Origin of the sequence: Pedobacter sp. R20-19 (assembly GCF_000708265.2) — a bacterium.
In the GTDB taxonomy this organism is placed as follows: Bacteria; Bacteroidota; Bacteroidia; order Sphingobacteriales; family Sphingobacteriaceae; genus Pedobacter.
The window spans coordinates 73856-91575 of the sequence record NZ_JCKI01000003.1; the positions used below are offsets into that span (position 1 = coordinate 73856).

Here is a 17720-nt window from a genome sequence, read left to right on the forward strand (position 1 = left end):
AATTTAACGTTCATCATTTCATCTAACCATTAAAAAGTAATGGTATCAGCAAAAAACTTTACAACAAAATCAGATTTAGTAAGTTTATCTAATACACCAATTCCTTAAATGATGATTATACAAAATGATTTTAGCTTAAGTGGTTCAGATGGAAAACTAATTATCGGTGACATCACTTTTGATGATAAGAACCCAAATACCCCGATTGTACTTTTTGTTCATGGATTTAAAGGGTTTAAAGATTGGGGTGCACATCACCTGGTGGCCCGATATTTTGCCAGCAATGGATACAGGTATATTAAATTCAATTTATCACACAGTGGCGTACCTGCAGATCATCCTGTAGATGTTACTGATATGGAAGCCTTTGCCAGCAATACCATTTCTAAAGAACTTTTTGATGTAAATGCAATACTTGATTTTATAACCAAAGCTTATGGAAGCGAAACCGAAGTCAATTTAATTGGCCATAGTAGAGGAGGTGGATTATCCATTATTGAAGCTGCTACTGATGTACGAATTAATAAGCTCATCACCTGGAGCGCTATTTCGAGTTTCAATAGCCTTTGGAAAAAGGAACAGGAATCAGAATGGAAAAAAACTGGTAAAATCTTTGTAACTAATGCAAGAACGAAAGAACAAATGCCGCTAAATGTTACCTTACTGGAAGACTTTGAGCAAAACACTCAAACATTCAACATTATTGATGCAGCGAAACGGATTAATATTCCATGGTTAATTGTTCAGGGTGATGATGATGTGAATGTTCCTTTTGAGCATGCACAAAAATTAGCAGGTGCCAATCCGAATAGCAGGCTCGCTAAAATTGAAGGTGCTAACCATGTGTATGGCACATCTCATCCTTATGAAAACGAAACCTTACCACCACTCTTATTTAAGGTTTGCGAAAGGTGTTTAACCTTTCTAAAAGAGTCATGATCATTGAGGGGAAATAGATGCTTAATCATTTCCCCTTCCAACAAATCCACGCATGTCGCTGCCACTAGGGCTTTGGAAAATTTCCAGATCAAAGTATGGCACCGCAGCCAAAAGATGATCAAAAATATCAGCAGCAACTTCTTCAAATTTCTTTAAGCCTTTTTCTTTTGAGAAAACGTAAATTTCAATAGGCAGACCATTTTCAGTGGCCTGTAACTGGCGGACCATAAAAGTTAAATCAGTATTGATGGATGGATTACTTTCTAAATACTTTTCAGCATAAACCCTAAAAGTTCCAATATTCGTCATGTGACGGCCGTTTACCAAATTATTTGGATTTACTGTATTTTCGGCGTTGAATTGCTCAATCTGTAATTGTGTTTCTTTGAGATAATCTTTTAAAAAATCGATGCTTTGCAAACGGCTGATCAAATCATCATCGCAAAATTTTATGCTCGATATTTTAATATTAATATGGCGTTTAATCCTCCTACCCTCGCTTTCTTCCATGGCTCGCCAATTTTTAAATGATTCACTTACAATGGCGTAACTGGGTACTATGGTAACCGTTTTGTCCCAATTTCTTACTTTAATGGTAGTTAAATTGATTTCGGTTACCTCTCCATCAGCACCATATTTTTCTACGGTAATCCAATCTCCAACACGAACCAAATCAATGGCACTCATTTGCACTGAAGCCACAAAACCTAAAATTGGATCACGAAATACTAAAATAAAAACAGCTGTAACCGCTCCAAATCCTCCAAAAATGTATAAAAGCGACTGGTTAAGTATGATGGATAAAATCAACACAAAACCGAAAATATAGATGATAATTTTAGCTACCTGTTTATAACTTCTAATGGGTTTATCAGCATATTTTCGTGACGATTCCATTACAGAAACCGATGCATTTAGAAAGGCATTAATAGCAAACATGGTTGCCAATACGACATAAATTTTAGAAAAAATAATGGCGTAGAAATACCAGTTTTTAAAATCAACAAATACATACGGAACGGCATTGTAGATAATATAGGCACCAAATATCAGGGCAAAGGCTCTGAAAACACGAAATTCATATAGGGCCTGTTGCCAATCAGATTTAGTTTTTGCACTTTTTACTACGCCAATAAAAACCTGTCTGGTAACAAATATTGTAATGAATAGAAAGAGTGTAACACCTATTAAACCCAGAAGGAAATAACTATAAACCAATGCTCCTCCAGTTAAACCTTGTGCAGTTAAAAGTCTTCTTAGCTCACTAAATATAAAATGAAATTCAAATAGATTCATGAGCGTAATGTAGGGTTTATTGGTAAGTTTATAAATGGCAGTGATTCGATATTTTTCGTTATAAAGATACTTTATCTACAGCCTACCATTTTTTTTAGTTATTTCGAAATTGATTTTATTTGATCGAAGTAATTGTATTCGAAATGTAGTTTAAGCAAAAAGATTGCTTCGTGCCCCAGCGCGAAACGAAAACTTTTAAAACGTTATTTATGGAGTGAAAAATTTACACTAGTAAACACAACCTAATTATGATAAAAAAGAAATTGCTTCGTTCCTGGCGAACGATGGCACTAAACTTTTTCTACCCAATTGCCATCATTTTTAATAATTTCAATCAGTTCATCTAAAGCAAAAGCAGTTGTTACATTTTTCTTAACCACTTCCTGACCGCGATATAGCGTAATTTTATCAGGTCCTGTACCAACATATCCATAATCAGCATCTGCCATTTCACCCGGGCCGTTCACAATGCATCCCATAATTCCAATCTTAAGGCCTTTCAAATGATCGGTGCGAGATCGGATCAACTGTGTAGTTTCCTGTAAATCAAAAAGTGTTCTGCCGCAACTTGGGCAGGAAATATATTCAGTTTTACTGATGCGTGTACGTGTGGCCTGCAAAATACCAAAGCTGGTTGAGTTAATTAATGCTAAATCCTGACCTTGTGCATCTATCCAGATTCCATCACCAAAACCATCGGTAAATAGTGCTCCAAAATCTGTTGCAGCATAAAGCATTAATGTATCTGCATCTAAATTTTCGTAACTTCTTCTAATGATTACCGGAATTTGGATATTCTTTTCCTGCAAAGCAACAAAAAATGCTCTTTGTTCTGCCATGCCATTCTTAGCAGATGTTTCGAGAATGAGCACAACATTATTTAGTGATGCAGTTGTTAAAGTAGTTAATTGGCTTGTATCAATTCTGACGAAATTCAAAAACTCATCCTTCACTTCAGCCTTGTTAAATTCTTCTAAAGAAAATAGAGGGTGACAGTTGTTTTTATCACGAAGATTTAGCCATGTATGATAGTTATAAACCTGCTTTAAATTTCCAGGGAAAGAAAATGAAGGCAGGTTGTCGCCAAGAAAAGCCAGGTCACATGCCTGATCAGCTAAGTTATATTTATCTAAACCTGCACTGTAATTATAGCCAACCGAACTCAAAAAGTAAGGATCTTTCAGGTTTTCCTTTGAAACATCTACCATCACCAGGGGATGATGATGATCACCAATGTGCTGAACTGATTGTGTAATTCTTCTTGAATAAGCGTATGGAGAGTAAGTTGGAAGTTGAGTGTTAGGAGTTGAGAGTATAATCGGCGACTCCGAGCTCCGAACTTCAAAGTCCAAACTCCTTTTCAAATACCGATCAGCTAAAGCTTTTGCCACGGGTGCTTCAAATTCAGGATCTTCAGTTAAGGAAACACGGATGGTATCGCCTAAACCATCTTCCAGCAAAGTACCAATTCCTACTGCTGATTTAATTCGGCCATCTTCTCCATCGCCTGCTTCTGTTACGCCCAGGTGTAAAGGATAATTCATGCCTTCTTTCACCATGGTTTCAACCAGTAAACGATAAGCCTGAACCATTACTTGTGTATTGCTGGCTTTCATAGAGATCACCAGGTTATAATAATTTTCGGCCTCGCACATGCGGATAAATTCCATAGCAGATTCCACCATTCCTCTTGGTGTATCGCCATAATGACTCATAATCCGGTCAGACAGGGAACCATGGTTGGTTCCAATACGCATGGCAGTACCGTATTCTTTACAAATTTTAATTAGTGGAATAAATTTTTTATTAATTCTTTCCAGTTCAGCTGTATAGGCATCATGCGTATATTCCAGGTTTTCGAATTTCTTTTTATCTGCATAATTTCCTGGATTTACCCTCACTTTTTCGACAATTCTTGCCGCCATTTCAGCTGCATTAGGTGTAAAATGGATATCAGCGATCAGTGGAACATCATAGCCTCGAAAACGTAATTCCTTTTTAATATTGGCTAAATTTTCAGCTTCTTTGATACTTGGTGCTGTAATACGAACATATTCACAGCCAGATTCTACCATTCGTATGGTTTGCTCTACTGTTCCAATGGTATCCATGGTATCGGTTGTTGTCATCGATTGGATACGAATGGGGTTATGACCGCCCAAAGCAATATCCCCAATCTTAACTTCGCGGGTTAAAAACCTGGAATACTGCGTTAAACTATTGCAATACCCTCCACCTAACTCATGCTTTACCGATAAATTTTCCATGCTATGGCAAAGATAAGCTAAATGTTTAATTGTTAAATTGATGGATTGTTAAAATTTTAAGCTAGCATAAATTGATTTTGCTAAAAACTAAAAGCAATTTTTCCTTATTTTGCTATAATTTTATAGCAATTTCATGCTCGTTTTGCTATAAATCTTATGCAATTTAGTTAGTCTTCTTCTATATCAACCTATCTTTAATCACTAGAGTATCAGCAGTAATGTCGTGCCAGCATTGATTTTTTTTATTGAGAAAGCAATATAGGTAGCCAAAAAAAACAGGAATTACAGATAAAATTTTAGAAAAATTGCGAGCCATGGAACGACTTGTGGTTATCCTGCTTCCTTCCAAATCTGTCACCTTAATATTCAAAATCCTTTTACCAAGAGTAGCTTTTTTTAATGATGATTCTGCAAATACACCATAAACTAATTTGATGATAAAAATTATGGGAAATGGCACCAAAAAGGCCATAATCCTTTCATCTTTTCCTTGAATAAAAATATAACTGGTGAGAATGAGAATAGTATAAATACCAAAAATAATAAAGTGATCAATTACTGAAGCGAGTAGACGCTGATCAAAAGCCGCAAAATACTGTGGTGCTGTTTTTTGATATTTAAAGCCTAAAAGCTCACGCAATTCGGGAATTGCGTGAGCTTCTTTATAATCATCCATTCCGGGTTTCCGAATGAAGGTATTAGGAGTTATGTTTAAACCCTCCAGATCAGATAAAAGGTAAGGGCCTTGTGGCTTACCATTAATTACAACTGTATATTCTTTATCTGGGTTCATTGGCTTTGAGATTTTAGGATCAAAGTTTTTAAAGGCCAGACATGTATAGCCTTAAACCTTCCACCCTGAAACCTTTAACCTTTTTAGTATCTGCTCACCTCAAAGTTACTTAATCCGCCGTCTAAATTGATAAAAATTTTGTGAGTTGAAGTTTTATAATTTGAAGTTTCATAAAGTCCATCACTCATTTTTTCAAATCCTTCAAAATCTTTTGCAGATAAGCCGGTTTGTGTTTTTATTCTGCAACCTGAGTTAACAGGAACTTTAATCTTAACATCTGCCACGCCTGATTTCACAATCACATCAGTAATGGGCAACAATTCGCCAAGTTTAATATCTAAAGCTGCAGCGCCTCCATCAAAACGGAATGTGCGGACTTTATAATCCTGAAAATCGAGATCAGCTGAACCTGCACCCAGTTTCATAAAAATTTCCCAGTTCGCGGTCTTATTTAAATTAAAGTCAACATCATTAGAGCCGTTATTAAAGTTCCATTTTTTTCTTTTATCATCCAGCTGGAAAGTAAGAACTGTAGCACTATCCGTTACTGCTTTTTTCAATGAAAAATTACCATTTTTTCCTTTAACATTCGCATCAATCAATTCTGAAGTTTCTCCGTTTAAATTAAAGGAGATTCCACCACCTGAGATATTCAATATCGTTTTCTTTGCATTATCAGTAGGCACAAAGGGTTCGGAAAGTTTAAATTCTCTCACGGATGATGTATCTCCATCATTATCGTCGTCCACATCATTGTCATCGATATCAATATCTACACCTTTCTTAAAGTGACTGCCCCACCATGAACCACGTTCAGGAACCTGTTGCCCTCTAATAAATAGAAAAGATAAGGCCACCACCAATACAGCAATAGATACGATGCTGCCAGTTTGAGAGTTATTTCTATTAAACAAAATATTCAGGCCACCTATGATTAAGAATATTGGCCAAAAGCCCCAAACATTACGCCAGTAAAAATTGATAATTCCAAAGTTTTCGAGTAGAAGTACACCACCTATAAAAAGCAGTAAAATACCCCAAATTAATCTATCTAATTTCATAATATTTATAATTGAGGAGAGTTAGTTGTTAAATTATCTTTAGACTCTTGAGATGTTGGTTCTTCTTGTGTTACAACTGCTTCTGAAAAGTCTGCCTTTTTATCTTCTTCAGCAGCTTTTTGTTGCTGTTGAAAAGCCTGCCAATCATTTTTTCTTTTTGATTTTGCAATAATGCTGATGCCCAATGCAATAAAAATTAAAGGCCACATAAACTTAAACAAGTTTCTAATGGTAAACCAATCTGGGATAAAATCCATTTCCCGCATTAAAAAGAAACAGCCAATTACGAGCATCACTAAACCAGCAACTGTACGTCCGGTATCATTAGGCTTATTAAACTTGCTGAAATCGGGTTGGGTTTCAAAAGCAGTTTTTGGAGCACCATCATTTACAGGCTGCGTCCAGTTTGCATTTCCAGTGCCTGCAGGTCCGGTAAATGGAGATGGATTACCAAATGAATTGGTATTGTTTTTATTAAAATAGTCGTTAAATTTTGAAAATCTGGCTGCAGGATCATTGTTTACAGGCACAATAATCCACATAATAACATAGGCAATGAGGCCGGCCCCAGCCATAAAAATAGTAGATAATACAAATAATAATCTGATTATGGTAACCTCTACCTGCATGTAGTCTGCAAGTCCTGAAGCTACTCCGGCAATCATCTTATCGTGTTCGTTTCTAAAAAGCTTCTTTTCCATAATGCTGTTTATTTTATGTTTAAAAATCCAGCGGAGTGATTAAAACCTCATCAACATTAACCCCTTTACTTAGCGTTAAAATGGTATAAAGTGTTTCTGCAATATCAACGGGCTGTACAAATTTCTCATCAGGTATAGTTGTTCCTTCCCAAGAAGCTGTTTTTGTTGAACCCGGCAAAAAGGCTGTTACTTTAACATGGTGTGGTGCTAACTCTTGCCGCAATACATGATTAAGACTTAACATCGCTGATTTTGTTACACTATAACTTCCACCATTTTCTACAGGAATTTTGCTTGCGACAGAACAGATGTTAAAAATATGTCCACAGCGCCTTGAACGCATTTCTTTCCCAAAAAATTTACTCATGTAATAGGCAGCATTTAGGTTTAGTGCCTGTTGCTCTTCGAAAACTTCATCGGTTTCATCTAACAAACTACCCGGCATATAAATACCTACATTATTAACAAGAACATCTATATCACCAAATTCATTTTTTACCTGATGAAGAAATTGATAAACCTCCTCCTTGATGGAGCAGTCTACCTGATAAGTTTTAATCATTTGATCTGGAAGTGCAAGTTCTTCACGTAGTGCATCTAAATCATGTAAATTTCTGGCCACTAATGCTAAATCATACCCTGCTGCCTGGAGTTTAAGGGCTATTGCCTTTCCAATGCCTTTTGTTGCACCTGTGATTACTGCTTTCATTTCTTATGGTTTAATTTTTGTTAGCAAAAAACCATATTAATAATCAAAACCACGAATATTTTTTGAATTATCAAAGACCGACAACTTTTTTATCGTTTCTTTGTAGTTATATAAATGATCATTTAAATTAAGCAATACATACGGAATGAATTTTACCAATTTCGGGAGATACATCCTGCTACTCAAATCTGTATTCAGAAGGCCGGAAAAACTTAAAATATATTTGAAGGAAATTGCCAAGCAAATGGATTATGTAGGCGTGGGCTCTCTAGGGCTTATTGCCATCATTTCTACGTTTATTGGCGCAGTAATGACTCTTCAGATTGCTTTCCAGCTGGTGAGTGATTTTATACCTAAAACCATTATCGGTTCGGTAAACAGAGATTCGAGTATTCTGGAATTAAGTCCAACCATCAGCGCAATTGTGCTGGCCGGAAAAATCGGTTCTGCTATTTCTTCAGAAATTGGCTCTATGCGTGTAACCGAACAAATTGATGCCCTGGAAATTATGGGCATCAATGCTCCTGGGTATTTAATTCTTCCAAAAATTATTTCAGGCATTACTATGGTACCCATGCTGGTAATCATCTCTATGTTTTTAAGTATCTCAGGAGGTTATTTAGGTGGTTCACTATCAGGTGCAGTTACTCCGGCAGAATATCTTCAAGGAATTACAACAGACTTTAACCCTTATACCATTGTGGTTGCTTTGGTAAAGGCTTTTGTTTTTGGTTTCATCATTACTTCAGTTCCTGCATATGAAGGTTTTTATGTTCGTGGCGGTGCTTTAGAAGTTTCACAGGCCAGTACAAGGGCAGTTGTAATTAGCTGTATCTCTATTCTTGTTTGCGATTATTTAGTTACTCAATTGTTATTGTAATGATCGAAGTTAAAGATATATATAAATCATTTTCGGGTAATGACGTGTTAAAAGGCATTTCTGGAAAGTTTGAAGAAGGTGTTACCAACCTGATTATAGGTGGCTCTGGCTCGGGCAAAACTACTTTATTAAAATGTATGGTGGGTTTGCATCAGCCAGATTCTGGTTCAGTTTTATATGATGGACGCGATTTCACACCTATGACTTACGAACAACGGATCGAAGTTCGTAAAGAAATTGGAATGCTTTTTCAGGGTTCTGCCCTATTTGATAGTATGACGGTAGAGGATAACATTATGTTTCCCCTCAATATGTTTACTGATCAAACTAGAAAAGAAAAGCTTGAACGGGTGAATTTTTGTTTGGAACGGGTTAATCTGGCTGGCAAAAACAAATTGTTCCCGGCAGAACTTTCAGGCGGCATGAAGAAACGTGTGGGTATAGCCCGTGCCATTTCAATGAATCCAAAATATTTATTTTGTGATGAGCCTAACTCTGGATTGGATCCAAAAACTTCAATCGTTATTGATGAATTAATTCAGGAATTAACAGAAGAATTTAAAACCACCACCATTGTAGTTACCCATGATATGAACTCCGTAATGGGTATTGGAGATTATATTTTATTTTTACATGAAGGTAAGAAATTTTGGGAAGGTAGTAATAAGGAAATTGCGCATACAGATATTAAAGAGTTGAATGATTTTGTATTTGCAAGTCGCTTTATGAAAGCTGCTAAAGATAAGTTTTAAGAAAATTATTATATTTGTCTATATGACTACAGCTACTAAAAATATCATTAACAAGTTGAAAACCTTACCAGAAAATATGGTAAATGAGGTAGAAGATTTTATTGATTTTTTGAAAGCTAAACATTCTAAAAGCTTTTATCAGGAAAAAACTGATAATAATAATGTTGTTGAAGAGCCCAAAAGCTTATATGGTGCAGCAAAGGGTTTATTTATTATTCCTAAGGGTTTTAATGATCCAATAGAGGATTTAAAAGAGTATATGTAATGCGGATTTTAATTGATACGCATATTTTCATCTCTTTAATTAATGAAGATCGAGGGCTTGAAAAATCAATAATTGCCAATATCGAAAATCCTGAAAACGATAAATTTCTGAGTATTGCGAGTTTATGGGAAGTCGTAGTAAAAACTAATATAGGTAAATTGACCGTTACCCGAGATCTTGAGGAAATGTATGCTTTGATAGATGATTTTAACATATCTGTTCTCAATATACAAAAGCACCACCTTGATACCTACTTGTCTCTTCCGTTAATTCATCGAGACCCTTTTGACAGGTTGATTATTGCACAAGCATTGGCAGACGAGCTAACGCTAATTACTGATGATCAATACATCAGAAATTATCCAAATTTAAAGTTATTGAATACATGATACAATTATTGGCCCCAACGCACTGGAAAGATTATGAACTGATTGACTGCGGGGATTTTGAAAAATTAGAACGTTTTGGAAATGTGATTTTAATCCGTCCTGAACCACAGGCTGTTTGGAAAAAAACATTATCAGAAACAGAATGGAAAAAAACAGCTAACATTACGTTTAGAGGTAGGTCTGCAACTTCCGGAGAGTGGGTTAAAAAAAATCAATCCATACCAGATCGCTGGCATGTAGAATATAAAAACAACGAAGTCGCTATTAAACTTCGTTTAGGACTAACTTCCTTCAAACATGTTGGTGTGTTCCCTGAACAAGCTGTTAATTGGGATTACATTTCATCATCCATTAAAAAATTTAAAACTCCCCAACCTAAGGTTTTAAATTTATTTGCTTACACAGGTGCTGCCTCATTAATTGCAAACGCAGCCGGAGCGGAAACCACTCATGTTGATTCGATTAAACAAGTGGTAACCTGGGCCAATGAAAACCAGGAACTTTCAGGATTGAAAAATACCCGTTGGATGGTGGAGGATGCTTTGAAGTTTGTTAAGAAAGAATTAAAAAGAGGTAAAAAATATAACGGCATTATTTTAGATCCACCAGCTTATGGACATGGTCCAAATGGTGAAAAGTGGAAACTAGAAGATCATATTCAGGAAATGATGCAAGATGTGGTTCAACTTTTAGATGAAAAGGAACATTTCTTAATTTTAAACACCTATTCATTAGGATTTTCATCTGTAATTGTAGAAAACTTAATCCGTACCTCTTATCCAAGTGTTCAAAACTTAGAAACAGGCGAGTTATACTTACAAGCTACTGCAGGTATAAAACTACCTTTAGGTGTTTTTGGTAAATTCTGTAACGTATAATTTATTTGTTTTAATTCAGCAAATTTCCATATCTTTTCCCCTTAAAAGCCAGTTGTAATAAAAAGGCAATACTTAATAACCTATTAAATTATCTATGAAATTCCCCAAATTAGCAGGCACGATTATTCTCGGTTTTGCGGCAATCAGTTTATTTGCAAACTGTAACTCAGATGGCAAGAGCAAAAGTGGTATCGGCCAGAACACATCTGACACCACTAAAAAGAAAGGAGATTCAACAGCCAATGTAATGAAGCCTGTTGATCCAAAATTATATGATTCTCTTGTAAAAAAACTTGCTAACGGCGATACCACAGGCAAATGGCCGGTTAAAAATCAACCTGTTCCACTTGCCGGCGCCATCTTACCATTTAAAAGAATTGTAGTGTATTATGGAAACCTTCACTCTAAAAAAATGGGCGCTTTAGGTGAATATGCACCAAAAGAGATGTGGCAACGCTTAAATGCTGAAGTTAAACATTGGGAAAAGGCTGATCCTTCTACACCTGTTCAACCAGGTTTGCATTACATTGCTGCAGTAGCAAGTGGAACACCTGGAAAAGATAAAAAATATATTAACCGAATGGGGAACAAACAGATTGATTCTGTATTGACCATTGCAAAAATGCAACCTAATACCATTGTTTTTCTGGATTTACAGGTGGCGTTAAGCACTATAAAAGATGAGCTTCCACATATTGCCAAATACCTTGAATTGCCATATGTACATTTAGGAATTGATCCTGAATTTTCCATGAAGGATGGTTCTCTTCCTGGTAAAAAAATCGGAACTTATGATGCTGCTGACGTTAACTATGTAACCGGATACCTTGCTGATCTAGTTAAAAAATACAACTTGCCTCCGAAAGTGTTTGTTTTACACCGTTTTACGAAGAAAATGGTAACTAATTCTGCAAATATTAAATTACGTCCGGAAGTACAGGTTGTTGTACATATGGATGGATGGGGTGAACCAGAATTAAAGAAAGGTACTTATCGCCATTTCGTTTATGGCGAACCTGTACAGTTTACAGGTTTCAAGCTGTTTTATAAAAATGATTTGAAAAAAGAACCTAAACGTTTAATGACTCCGGAAGAGTTATTAAAACTTACACCGAAACCGATTTACATTCAGTATCAGTAAGAAGATTAAGCCCATGCAAGTCATGGGCTTTTTTTATATTTCATTTTTTTAGGATCTAAATCAAATTGAAAAGTATATCTACTATTAATTTTCAAAAGTGAGCAGTGCATGCTGACTTGCTGTATGAATATCTCGCCAAACCCGGTTAATTTCAGATTCCTTTTTCGCAGCTTCCAATCCGCAATAAGGAAAAAGTGTATCTGTAGCTCTTCTGCAAGCATGAGTAAGTTTTCTACTTACCTTACTTACAGCTTCCAGCTGCTGATGATCGATCACTCCTGCGTTAATTAGCTGATTCCAAGACTCATCAAAAGCTTGATAAAATTGAATCTTTAAAGTTTCAACTTCTGTTTTGCATTTATTTAATTCCATGTTGAAGAAGGCTATTTGATCTTCATTGTATCTACGCAAACCAGTACGTGACAAAAAAGAACTTTCAACCAACCGAATAAAGTGCTGACCCATGCCAAGGCTATTTACAGCCAGTGTAGTTTCTGCCAGTTGTAAAAAAGGGTAATCAAAGCCTTGATCGGCAACTTTAATATCATCATTTATCTTAAAGGTTCTGTTTAACGGTACAATCAAATCTTTTACTTCGAATGCATGACTTCCTGTTGCAATCAAGCCAAAATATGACCAGCCGGATAGAATTTCCACTTCTTCTTTTTTAAGGATAAAAGACATGACTTCAGGATTTCCATCTTCATCCAAAAGATCAGTACCATCCATTTCCTTTATAGTACAGTTTGCTGTTAAAATAGTGGCGTGCAAAGCACCACTGGCATATTTCCAATGACCATTTATCAGGTAACCGTTTTCAGTTCTAATGGCTGTTCCTCCAATAGCACCACTACCTGCAAAACAAACTTCTCTTTCGGCAAAAATTTCTTTCGCCAATCCCTGATCTAAAAAACCTGCAAACCAGGCTGCGCCCGCACAAAGTGTAACTGTCCATCCTAAACTCCCGTCAGCCTCCGCCAGTTCCTCTTCCAGCCTTAAAATTTCAGGAAGTTTTTTCCCCGCTCCTCCATAAACTTCTGGCACAAAAAGCTTAAACCAATTTTCCTGATAAGCAAGTTCCAGAATTGCCGGCTGTAGCTCACCCATCTCTTCAGATTGCGCTGCAAATTCTTTTACTTTTTCCTGCCAGGTTTGTGTTAATGTATTTCGCATATTTTTTTTGTTTATTTATTTTCACGGTAATGTTGAATTCGTAGAAAACAACTTTGATTGTGAAAAACTAGGCCATTCTAAGGTTTCTTTTGCCAATAATTTTCTTCCATTCTATAAAACCGAGTATCGCTACCACAAAAAGAAAAGTAGTTAAACAGGCCATCAGGGGGAGCTTTTTATGAAATAATAAGGGAATAGCAACGATATTGGAGATATTAAGGAAAATCCAGTTCTCAATTTTACGTTTTGCCAGCAGCCACATTCCTGCCCATGCAGTTGATGAAACAAAGGCATCAAAAAGCGGCATGTCAGAGTCTGTATGATTTCGTAATACAAAATACAAAATGAAGAAACCGACAGTGGAAATCAATATGGCGATTAACAACTCTTGGTTTGTACTCCATGATACTTGGTTCTCGCCTTCAATCTTGCGCTTTTTCCAAATCATCCAGCCGTAAACACTCATCACCAAATAATAAATACTGAGCAACATTTCTGCGTAGAGCTTCACGTTAAGCAAAAGAAACATGGATAAAAGAATGGAAATAATTCCAGTAGGATATAACCAGATACTATTTTTTTTTGCCAGTAAAACTTCAGAAACACCGAAGCCAACCGCAAGCCATTCTATGATTGAAGTATGTAGAATTTGTTGTTGAAAAAGCCTGAACCACTCTTGGAAATTCATTTACAATAATTTTGTCCTGCGACCAATAAAAAATAATTGAAACTGCTTTCAGGGCGAAACAGTGTTTTGAATTTAACCTCTTCCCTACGTCGGCATTATCCGAATCAGGTAGTGTAAGGCAGAGGGATAGAGGATTTAAAAGCGGAGGGTTTGGAAACCATCTACCTTTAGATCTTATACCTTCTACCTCTTTTGGGTGTAATCTCAGCCAATGCTTGCAATAGAAATCGCAAGGTCACCAGCACCCCTTTGAGTAAGGCAAATATAGTTTTTAAATTGATAGGTTTTGGTTCTATATGGAATTTACATTTCCACTTCCATCAGGCGAATTATATTGTGTTTCGGTTAGTGAGACACCAGACCGATATGTTTGTTGTAGATAGCGGTCGTGTTAGGATTGCTTCGTGCCTCGCAATGACGACAGTTCTTGTTCGGCATTCTAAATAACAAGATTCTACAGGTTGGTGTCTCACCAACCTGCCTATGTTTTATCGCGATAATGCCTCGAGGAGATCCCTTTGCAACAAATCGTCCTCTTGAACTTGATTCAGCATCTTATCTAGATAGTATGCTGAACTGAATTTACTGCGTAGCTTTCCGCTGCGCTACAGGTCAGCATGACGAATTGGTTAGTGCACCTCTCGAGGAAATCCCTTTGCAACGAACGTCCTCCTGAACTTGATTCAGGATCTTACCTAAATAGGTGCTGAATTATTCCTCGCAATAACGACCTATGCTAAAACAAACCTAACTGCCCTTTATCATCAATTTCAATATCATTGGGATTGGTAATTTCGAAATCTACTTTCTTAACTGGTTTTTCTTCAGCTTTTGGCTTATCCTTGACTTTAGGTTCCTCTTTCTTCGCTGATGTAGGTTTTGGTTTTTCTATAACTTCTTCTTCAACAGCTTTTTCGTTGGTTTCTTCCTCCTTAATTTCAGTTGTTTCTGAAGCTGGTTGTTTGATTACCGGCTTTTCTTCCTGTACCACTTGCTCTTCAACAGCAGGTACTATTTTACGTTCAAATTTAGGTTTAGGCTGCTCTTTTATTGCTGTTTCGGCAATCTCCTCACCTACTTCTGGCTTAGAAATTTCTTCATTGGTTTCAGGCTCGACAATCTCTTTAACTGTTTCCACTTCCCCCTCTTCACTTGACTCATCATTGTTTCCTCCTTCTTCATTTTCATCCGTTTCTTTTACCTCAACTTCAGGCTCCTCCAGCACTACTTTTTGCACATCATGTGGCGATAAGCGGTTGCCATTTGCCTTTAAGCCTTTTACATCAATTATTTCGGCAAGCATCAAATCTAATGTCTCCGGAATTTGTGTTTTACCCTTAAGCACATCAACAATAACCTTCGCTGCCGGATGAGCAGTTAAAAACAATAACTTCGATTTTTGCTCTTCGCTGATAAAAATTGTTTTCCTACCAATAGACTGTAACTCAAAAACAAAACGTTTGATGAAATAATTCTGTGCTTTGCCTTCAAAATGAACTGCAGCAAAGACCTTTTCAGGATCAAATTTCTCTATCAGAATTAAGCCGTCATCAAAATGATTGCTCAATTCAAATGAGCTTAATTCATAATAACCATCCTTATGCACCTGCAAAATTCGGTCATCGCCATCAAACTCACCAAGATACTTCCCTCTGCCATCTACATTTAAACGCTTTAATAAATCATCATACCAGATTTTTAAACCCGACAGCGTAGAAACGCCTTTACTTTTTAAGGTGATTTTTTTAACCGGATATTTAGAAATAATATTACCCTGCGATCCACGGCCTTTAATGGCTACTTCAGCAAAATCCTGATCAAACTGAAGCTTGCGTAATTTAGAGTGCGGCTTCAGGGCAACATTTATAATTTCGGCCTCACCATTCGGATTGGCTGTAAAATATAAAACTTTCGAGCCCTTTGATCCTTTGGTTAAATCGTATTCCTTATCTCTTGTTACGCCAACAACTGCAAAACGTTTAATGTAAGCTACTCCGGTACCACCATCTTTATAAATCATATTGTAGATGGTTCGTTCGTCGTTTTTCTTAAAAACCTGGGCATGGATAATTCCCTTTCCAACAAAGGTTTTATCGGCAACCTTGGTGATCATACACTTTCCGTCTTCACGGAAAACAATCACTTCATCAATGTCGGAACAATCGGCAATGAACTCATCTTTACGCAAACCCGTACCAATGAAACCGTCTTCACGATTCATATATAATTTCACGTTTGCCAAAGCCACTTTCGATGCTTCCACCCGATCAAACAAGCGGATTTCAGTTTTTCGTTCTCTACCTTTCCCGTATTTATCCTTTAATTTTTGGAACCAGGCGATGGTATAATCAGTAAGGTGTTTTAAATGATTTTTAACCACTTTAATTTCATCTTCCAAATTTTTCATTTGCTCATCTGCCTTTTTCACATCAAAACGCGTGATGCTACTCATCGGCTTATCGATCAGTTTTTTAAAATCTTCAGGCAAAATTTCGCGGTAAAGCGATGGTTTGAAAGGATCAAAAAGTAAATGTAATACCTCAACTACGGTATCGAAATTACTGGAATTTTCATATTCAGGATTTTTATACATCCCTTCCTGAATAAATATCTTTAATAAGGAACTAAAGAAAATCTTTTCCTGCAATTCATGCAGACGAATCTCCAGTTCTCTTTTTAATAAACTTTTGGTGTGGTTTGTATTTTCAATCAGGATGTCATTTACACTTAAAAAGTGTGGCTTATCTCCCTGAATGATGCAAGTATTTGGCGAAATGGATACTTCACATGCTGTAAATGCATATAGTGCATCAATAGTTACATCAGGCGAAATTCCAGGAGCGAGATGCACAATAATTTCTACATGTGCTGCTGTACTGTCTTCAATTTTCTTGATTTTGATTTTGCCCTTATCATTGGCTGCCAAAATACTATCAATTACCGAACTGGTAGTAGTACTGTAAGGCACCTCAGTAATCACCAGGGTTTTCTTATCCTTCTCTGTAATTTTTGCCCTAACCCTGATTTTACCACCCCGTTGTCCTTCATTATAATTGGAGAAATCAGCCATTCCTCCAGTGAAGAAATCGGGCACGATATTAGGCCGAACACCTTTTAACACCTCAATAGATGCATCCAGTAATTCGTTAAAATTATGTGGCATTACCTTGGTAGCTAAACCTACGGCAATACCTTCTGCCCCCTGCGCCAATAACAAGGGAAATTTAACCGGTAAAGTAATTGGTTCATTATTCCGTCCATCGTAACTTAATTGCCATTCGGTAGTATCGGGATTAAAAACGACCTCATTTGCAAATTTCGACAAACGGGCTTCAATGTAACGTGGAGCTGCAGCACTATCGCCCGTAATGGGATCGCCCCAGTTACCCTGCATGTCTATCAGTAAATCTTTCTGACCAATTTGTACCATCGCATCACCAATTGAGGCATCACCATGTGGGTGATACTTCATTGTATTTCCGATTACGTTAGCTGCCTTGTTAAAACGCCCGTCATCCATCTCTTTCAATGAATGCATAATGCGCCTTTGTACAGGTTTTAAACCATCATGAATATGCGGAACAGCACGATCCAGGATCACATAAGACGCATAATCCAGAAACCAATTTTCGTATAAACCATTAATTGGGGTTACCGTATGCTTGTGTTCTTCGTTTATGTTTTGGTCTAATTCTTCACTCATCTATTTACAAAATTGGCAGCCGTAAATATAATAAAAATGATCTCATCGAATGAACAGAGGTTATGCACATTCAAAGTTCAAATTT

General features: G+C 36.7%; 16 protein-coding genes. 7 read left to right on the top strand and 9 right to left on the bottom strand.

The features are described 5' to 3' along the window. Nucleotides 1-108 precede the first annotated feature (108 nt). Nucleotides 109-939 (top strand): S9 family peptidase, encoded by an 831-nt coding sequence (locus AN34_RS07925; RefSeq protein WP_231625509.1) that lies wholly within the window; start codon nucleotides 109-111, stop codon nucleotides 937-939. A 21-nt stretch (nucleotides 940-960) separates the two neighbouring features. On the opposite strand, the gene AN34_RS07930 is transcribed toward AN34_RS07925, so the two are convergent. The 6 genes from AN34_RS07930 to AN34_RS07955 form a co-directional block, all read right to left on the bottom strand. Then, complete coding sequence (locus AN34_RS07930; protein WP_029284058.1) at nucleotides 961-2235, bottom strand: mechanosensitive ion channel family protein; 1275 nt, start codon at nucleotides 2233-2235, stop codon at nucleotides 961-963. 290 nt (nucleotides 2236-2525) lie between these two features. Then, nucleotides 2526-4502, bottom strand: coding sequence for a (E)-4-hydroxy-3-methylbut-2-enyl-diphosphate synthase (gene ispG, locus AN34_RS07935; RefSeq protein WP_029284060.1), 1977 nt, complete (start codon nucleotides 4500-4502; stop codon nucleotides 2526-2528). 178 nt (nucleotides 4503-4680) lie between these two features. Further along, nucleotides 4681-5295, bottom strand: a complete 615-nt coding sequence (locus AN34_RS07940; RefSeq protein WP_029284062.1) for an RDD family protein — start codon at nucleotides 5293-5295, stop codon at nucleotides 4681-4683. Between the two features lie 83 nt (nucleotides 5296-5378). Further along, nucleotides 5379-6356 (bottom strand): LiaI-LiaF-like domain-containing protein, encoded by a 978-nt coding sequence (locus tag AN34_RS07945; protein WP_029284064.1) that lies wholly within the window; start codon nucleotides 6354-6356, stop codon nucleotides 5379-5381. A 5-nt stretch (nucleotides 6357-6361) separates the two neighbouring features. Further along, nucleotides 6362-7057 carry a PspC domain-containing protein gene (locus AN34_RS07950; RefSeq protein WP_029284066.1) on the bottom strand — a complete coding sequence of 232 codons (696 nt, stop codon included), beginning with the start codon at nucleotides 7055-7057 and terminating at the stop codon, nucleotides 6362-6364. 19 nt (nucleotides 7058-7076) lie between these two features. Then, nucleotides 7077-7766 (bottom strand): SDR family oxidoreductase, encoded by a 690-nt coding sequence (locus AN34_RS07955; RefSeq protein WP_029284068.1) that lies wholly within the window; start codon nucleotides 7764-7766, stop codon nucleotides 7077-7079. 145 nt (nucleotides 7767-7911) lie between these two features. On the opposite strand from AN34_RS07955, the gene AN34_RS07960 reads away from it, so the two are divergent. The 6 genes from AN34_RS07960 to AN34_RS07985 all read left to right on the top strand — a co-directional run bounded on the left by AN34_RS07960 (nucleotide 7912) and on the right by AN34_RS07985 (nucleotide 12071). After that, the gene (locus tag AN34_RS07960; protein WP_029284070.1) at nucleotides 7912-8646 is read left to right on the top strand and encodes an ABC transporter permease; all 735 of its coding nucleotides are present in this window, start codon (nucleotides 7912-7914) and stop codon (nucleotides 8644-8646) included. After that, nucleotides 8646-9398: an ABC transporter ATP-binding protein gene (locus AN34_RS07965; RefSeq protein WP_029284071.1), complete on the top strand. Its 753-nt coding sequence runs from the start codon at nucleotides 8646-8648 to the stop codon at nucleotides 9396-9398. Before AN34_RS07960 ends, AN34_RS07965 begins: the two co-directional genes overlap by 1 nt. 22 nt (nucleotides 9399-9420) lie before the next feature. After that, nucleotides 9421-9663 carry a DUF2281 domain-containing protein gene (locus AN34_RS07970; protein ID WP_029284074.1) on the top strand — a complete coding sequence of 81 codons (243 nt, stop codon included), beginning with the start codon at nucleotides 9421-9423 and terminating at the stop codon, nucleotides 9661-9663. After that, complete coding sequence (locus AN34_RS07975) at nucleotides 9663-10052, top strand: type II toxin-antitoxin system VapC family toxin (protein ID WP_029284076.1); 390 nt, start codon at nucleotides 9663-9665, stop codon at nucleotides 10050-10052. Before AN34_RS07970 ends, AN34_RS07975 begins: the two co-directional genes overlap by 1 nt. Continuing rightward, nucleotides 10049-10930, top strand: a complete 882-nt coding sequence (locus AN34_RS07980) for a class I SAM-dependent methyltransferase (protein ID WP_029284078.1) — start codon at nucleotides 10049-10051, stop codon at nucleotides 10928-10930. The genes AN34_RS07975 and AN34_RS07980 overlap by 4 nt, the downstream gene beginning before the upstream one ends. A 94-nt stretch (nucleotides 10931-11024) precedes the next feature. Beyond that, the gene (locus AN34_RS07985) at nucleotides 11025-12071 is read left to right on the top strand and encodes a hypothetical protein (RefSeq protein WP_029284080.1); all 1047 of its coding nucleotides are present in this window, start codon (nucleotides 11025-11027) and stop codon (nucleotides 12069-12071) included. Between the two features lie 84 nt (nucleotides 12072-12155). On the opposite strand, the gene AN34_RS07990 is transcribed toward AN34_RS07985, so the two are convergent. The 3 genes from AN34_RS07990 to AN34_RS08000 all read right to left on the bottom strand — a co-directional run bounded on the left by AN34_RS07990 (nucleotide 12156) and on the right by AN34_RS08000 (nucleotide 17635). Then, the gene (locus tag AN34_RS07990) at nucleotides 12156-13244 is read right to left on the bottom strand and encodes an acyl-CoA dehydrogenase family protein (protein WP_029284082.1); all 1089 of its coding nucleotides are present in this window, start codon (nucleotides 13242-13244) and stop codon (nucleotides 12156-12158) included. A 67-nt stretch (nucleotides 13245-13311) separates the two neighbouring features. Then, nucleotides 13312-13932, bottom strand: coding sequence for a nicotinamide riboside transporter PnuC (gene pnuC, locus AN34_RS07995; protein WP_029284084.1), 621 nt, complete (start codon nucleotides 13930-13932; stop codon nucleotides 13312-13314). 736 nt (nucleotides 13933-14668) lie between these two features. Next, entirely contained in the window at nucleotides 14669-17635 is a 2967-nt protein-coding gene (locus AN34_RS08000; protein ID WP_029284086.1) for a DNA gyrase/topoisomerase IV subunit A, read from the bottom strand. Nucleotides 17636-17720 lie beyond the last annotated feature (85 nt).

Excerpts from the sequence above, each read along its gene's own strand:
- AN34_RS07955 (WP_029284068.1), bottom strand. The coding sequence starts at position 7,766 with ATGAAAGCAGTAATCACAGGTGCAACAAAAGGCATTGGAAAGGCAATA.
- AN34_RS07980 (WP_029284078.1), top strand. The coding sequence starts at position 10,049 with ATGATACAATTATTGGCCCCAACGCACTGGAAAGATTATGAACTGATT.
- pnuC (WP_029284084.1), bottom strand. The coding sequence starts at position 13,932 with ATGAATTTCCAAGAGTGGTTCAGGCTTTTTCAACAACAAATTCTACAT.
- AN34_RS07965 (WP_029284071.1), top strand. The coding sequence starts at position 8,646 with ATGATCGAAGTTAAAGATATATATAAATCATTTTCGGGTAATGACGTG.
- AN34_RS08000 (WP_029284086.1), bottom strand. The coding sequence starts at position 17,635 with ATGAGTGAAGAATTAGACCAAAACATAAACGAAGAACACAAGCATACG.
- AN34_RS07945 (WP_029284064.1), bottom strand. The coding sequence starts at position 6,356 with ATGAAATTAGATAGATTAATTTGGGGTATTTTACTGCTTTTTATAGGT.
- AN34_RS07960 (WP_029284070.1), top strand. The coding sequence starts at position 7,912 with ATGAATTTTACCAATTTCGGGAGATACATCCTGCTACTCAAATCTGTA.
- AN34_RS07950 (WP_029284066.1), bottom strand. The coding sequence starts at position 7,057 with ATGGAAAAGAAGCTTTTTAGAAACGAACACGATAAGATGATTGCCGGA.
- AN34_RS07975 (WP_029284076.1), top strand. The coding sequence starts at position 9,663 with ATGCGGATTTTAATTGATACGCATATTTTCATCTCTTTAATTAATGAA.
- AN34_RS07985 (WP_029284080.1), top strand. The coding sequence starts at position 11,025 with ATGAAATTCCCCAAATTAGCAGGCACGATTATTCTCGGTTTTGCGGCA.
- AN34_RS07940 (WP_029284062.1), bottom strand. The coding sequence starts at position 5,295 with ATGAACCCAGATAAAGAATATACAGTTGTAATTAATGGTAAGCCACAA.
- AN34_RS07990 (WP_029284082.1), bottom strand. The coding sequence starts at position 13,244 with ATGCGAAATACATTAACACAAACCTGGCAGGAAAAAGTAAAAGAATTT.
- AN34_RS07970 (WP_029284074.1), top strand. The coding sequence starts at position 9,421 with ATGACTACAGCTACTAAAAATATCATTAACAAGTTGAAAACCTTACCA.
- AN34_RS07930 (WP_029284058.1), bottom strand. The coding sequence starts at position 2,235 with ATGAATCTATTTGAATTTCATTTTATATTTAGTGAGCTAAGAAGACTT.
- ispG (WP_029284060.1), bottom strand. The coding sequence starts at position 4,502 with ATGGAAAATTTATCGGTAAAGCATGAGTTAGGTGGAGGGTATTGCAAT.
- AN34_RS07925 (WP_231625509.1), top strand. The coding sequence starts at position 109 with ATGATGATTATACAAAATGATTTTAGCTTAAGTGGTTCAGATGGAAAA.